This window comes from Blautia sp. ZXY-1-C6 (genome assembly GCF_056339875.1).
This window is the reverse complement of sequence record NZ_JBWJVQ010000209.1, coordinates 1-2,763: the sequence shown is the minus strand read 5'-3', so window position 1 is coordinate 2,763 and position 2,763 is coordinate 1. Positions and strand designations below refer to the sequence as shown.

The window sequence follows — 2,763 nt, the reverse complement described above, 5'->3', positions numbered from 1 at the left end:
CCCGTAGAACTTCGGTTCTACGGGTTTTTCTGTTGCCTGGAAATATATAAAAAAGCGGAAAAGAATAACGAACAGTATAGAAAAACGGTTGCCGGGAGAGTGTCCTGACAACTGCTTGTGATAACAGAATGATAACAAAATATGAAAATTGACAATTTTTAAAACTATGTTATACTATTAATATAACATAGTTAGTAACAGGATTTGGTTCGATTCCAAACACCATCAAACCAATATTGGGAGCATTGTCGAATTGCTTGGTTTCTGGATTGATTTATGATGCAGTCAAACATATTTGCAAGAAAGGACTTGATTCGATGAGAAAAGAATATATATTAATATTTGGTCTGGGAGTATGCGATGGTGAAGTGTAATGGTTGCACGGTTTAACATACTAAGCAGACTCCCACCCAGACCACCAAAAACTCAGAGCTCATAAGGGCTCTTTTTCTTTTGTAAAAATTATGTCAAATCATATGTCTTGATGGAATTACCTTCAGTGCCCTTCTTAACGATGGTATGACAACCTATCGTAGTTCCCATAGCACGCAGTTTCCATTCTTCCTGGGTAGCGTTCAGTTTATCCAGTTCTTCCTGTCTTTTATCAGCATCTTCAATAGCTAATATTTCAGCTTTTTCCTTTTCATAGACATTTTTAAATTGACACCATTTTCTGAAAAAGTCCTGCATCGTAGGATTATCGAACGTCAGTGAAATCTTCTGATCAGATGTCTCAGCAAGTGAAAGATTCACTGAATCATCAATAGAAAACAACAGAGAGAGTACATCTCCGACTGTTTCAATATTAAAATCCAGAAAAACACTTACATTTAATCCCAGTGCAGTTGCTATCTTTTCTAACTGATCCGGTTTTGGATTCCGGATTCCCAGTTCATATTTTCTGATCGTTCCTACGTTAATGCCGGACAGCTCGGCTAATTGTATCTGACTGTATCCTCTGAATTCCCGGAATGCCCGGATTTTCTTACCTACCATAATGTGTTGCCTCCTTAATAATATTTGTGCTTCTATTCTAGCACATAAGTGAATGATGCAAAAGAGTGAGATTTAACAAATTGCTGATACGCAAGCAATATGTATGGAATTGAAAAAATAAATTCGCAAATGCTTATTGACAAATTCACAAAAGTGAATTATTATAAGAGAACAACGAAAGAGTCACAAAAGTGACTGGAAAGGAGGACGCTATGAGAACTAATTATATGATGACTGTTGATGATGTTATGGAAGAATTAGGTGTGAAACGCAGTAAAGCATATTCTGTTCTGAAGCAGCTCAATGATGAACTGGCAAAGGAAGGATATGTGGCAGTTCGTGGAAAGATTCCACGTCCCTACTGGGAAACAAAATTTTATGGATGCTCTCAGAGAGCAGTATGAAGGAGGATTTAAGATGTCAGCTTACAAGGACAAAACACAGGGAACCTGGTATGTGAGCTTCCGCTATATTGACTGGACAGGTAAGAAAACGCAGAAGCTGAAAAGAGGGTTCAAGACAAAGAAAGAAGCATTGAATTATGAAAAGGAATTCATAAGAAAGACTGCGGCGGATATGAAAATGGAGATGAACAGTTTTATTCAAGTCTATTTTGAAGATAAAAAGAATGAACTGAAAGAAAATTCAATCCGTAATAAGCAGCACATGATGAACAAGCACATTGTTCCATATTTTGGAACAAGAAAAATGAATGAAATTACACCAGCAGAGATTATCCAGTGGCAGAATGCCATTCAGGAAAAAGGATACAGCAAGACTTATGAGCGTATGATCCAGAATCAGTTAAATGCACTGTTTAATCATGCACAGAAAATTTACAATCTGAAGGAAAATCCATGTAAGAAAGTAAAAAAGATGGGGAAATCGGATGCAAATAAGCTGGAGTTCTGGACGAAAGCAGAATATGACAGATTTATCGCCGGGATTGAGCCGGGGAGTGAAGATTATCTGATATTTGAAATTCTGTTCTGGACAGGAATTAGGGAAGGAGAGCTTCTAGCATTGAGTCTTTCGGATTTTGATATGAGTGGAAATCTCCTGCATATCAATAAGACCTATAACCGGATCAAGAAAAGAGATGTGATTGATACTCCAAAAACAGAAAATTCGGTCCGTACTATTGATATTCCCAATTTTCTTAAGGAAGAGGTACAGGAGTATGCAAAGAAGCATTATGGATTTCCGGAAGATCAGCGGTTGTTCCCGATTGTGGCGAGAACATTGCAGAAACGTCTTAAGAAATATGAAGCACTGACCGGTGTAAAACCAATCAGAGTGCACGATATCCGTCACAGCCATGTGGCATATCTGATCTACCAGGGCGTAGAACCACTGATTATCAAGGAAAGGCTGGGGCACAAAGACATTCAGATGACATTGAACACTTATGGGCATCTGTACCCGTCACAGCAGAAAAAAGTTGCTGAGATGCTGGACAATAAACGTTAATACAGAGGAAGAAGTAGATAAAAACAAAGAAAGTAGTCAGAAAAATATTTTATGCAATTAACTATAGTAAGAAGTTGAAGATAAGTTCCATTTTACCGGATCGGGATTCAGATTATGTGATTCTTCTTGAATTAGAGGATGGGAGCAAATTTGAAATTATCATTATTCCTACAAGGAGATTTGTGTAAGGAGCAGAAGCTATGAATACTGACAGACAAAAAGAAAAAGCCCAGATAAAATATCTGAGCAAGTTCTCTGATAATCAGATTCACTGATATACCATCTTGGCAGATTAAG

At 37.5% G+C, this 2,763-nt stretch carries 3 protein-coding genes; 2 read left to right on the top strand and 1 reads right to left on the bottom strand.

The window, feature by feature from the left end; all coding sequences use genetic code 11:
* Positions 1 to 462: 462 nt before the first annotated feature.
* On the bottom strand, positions 463 to 996 hold the full coding sequence (locus tag AC075J_RS12730; RefSeq protein WP_008705155.1) for a helix-turn-helix domain-containing protein: 534 nt from the start codon (positions 994 to 996) through the stop codon (positions 463 to 465).
* A 212-nt stretch (positions 997 to 1,208) separates the two neighbouring features.
* Between AC075J_RS12730 and AC075J_RS12725 the strand changes: the two genes are divergently transcribed.
* Together AC075J_RS12725 and AC075J_RS12720 are read left to right on the top strand one after the other, a co-directional pair.
* Positions 1,209 to 1,400 carry a helix-turn-helix domain-containing protein gene (locus AC075J_RS12725; RefSeq protein ID WP_008705154.1) on the top strand — a complete coding sequence of 64 codons (192 nt, stop codon included), beginning with the start codon at positions 1,209 to 1,211 and terminating at the stop codon, positions 1,398 to 1,400.
* Between the two features lie 13 nt (positions 1,401 to 1,413).
* Positions 1,414 to 2,466 carry a site-specific integrase gene (locus AC075J_RS12720; protein WP_008705153.1) on the top strand — a complete coding sequence of 351 codons (1,053 nt, stop codon included), beginning with the start codon at positions 1,414 to 1,416 and terminating at the stop codon, positions 2,464 to 2,466.
* Positions 2,467 to 2,763 lie beyond the last annotated feature (297 nt).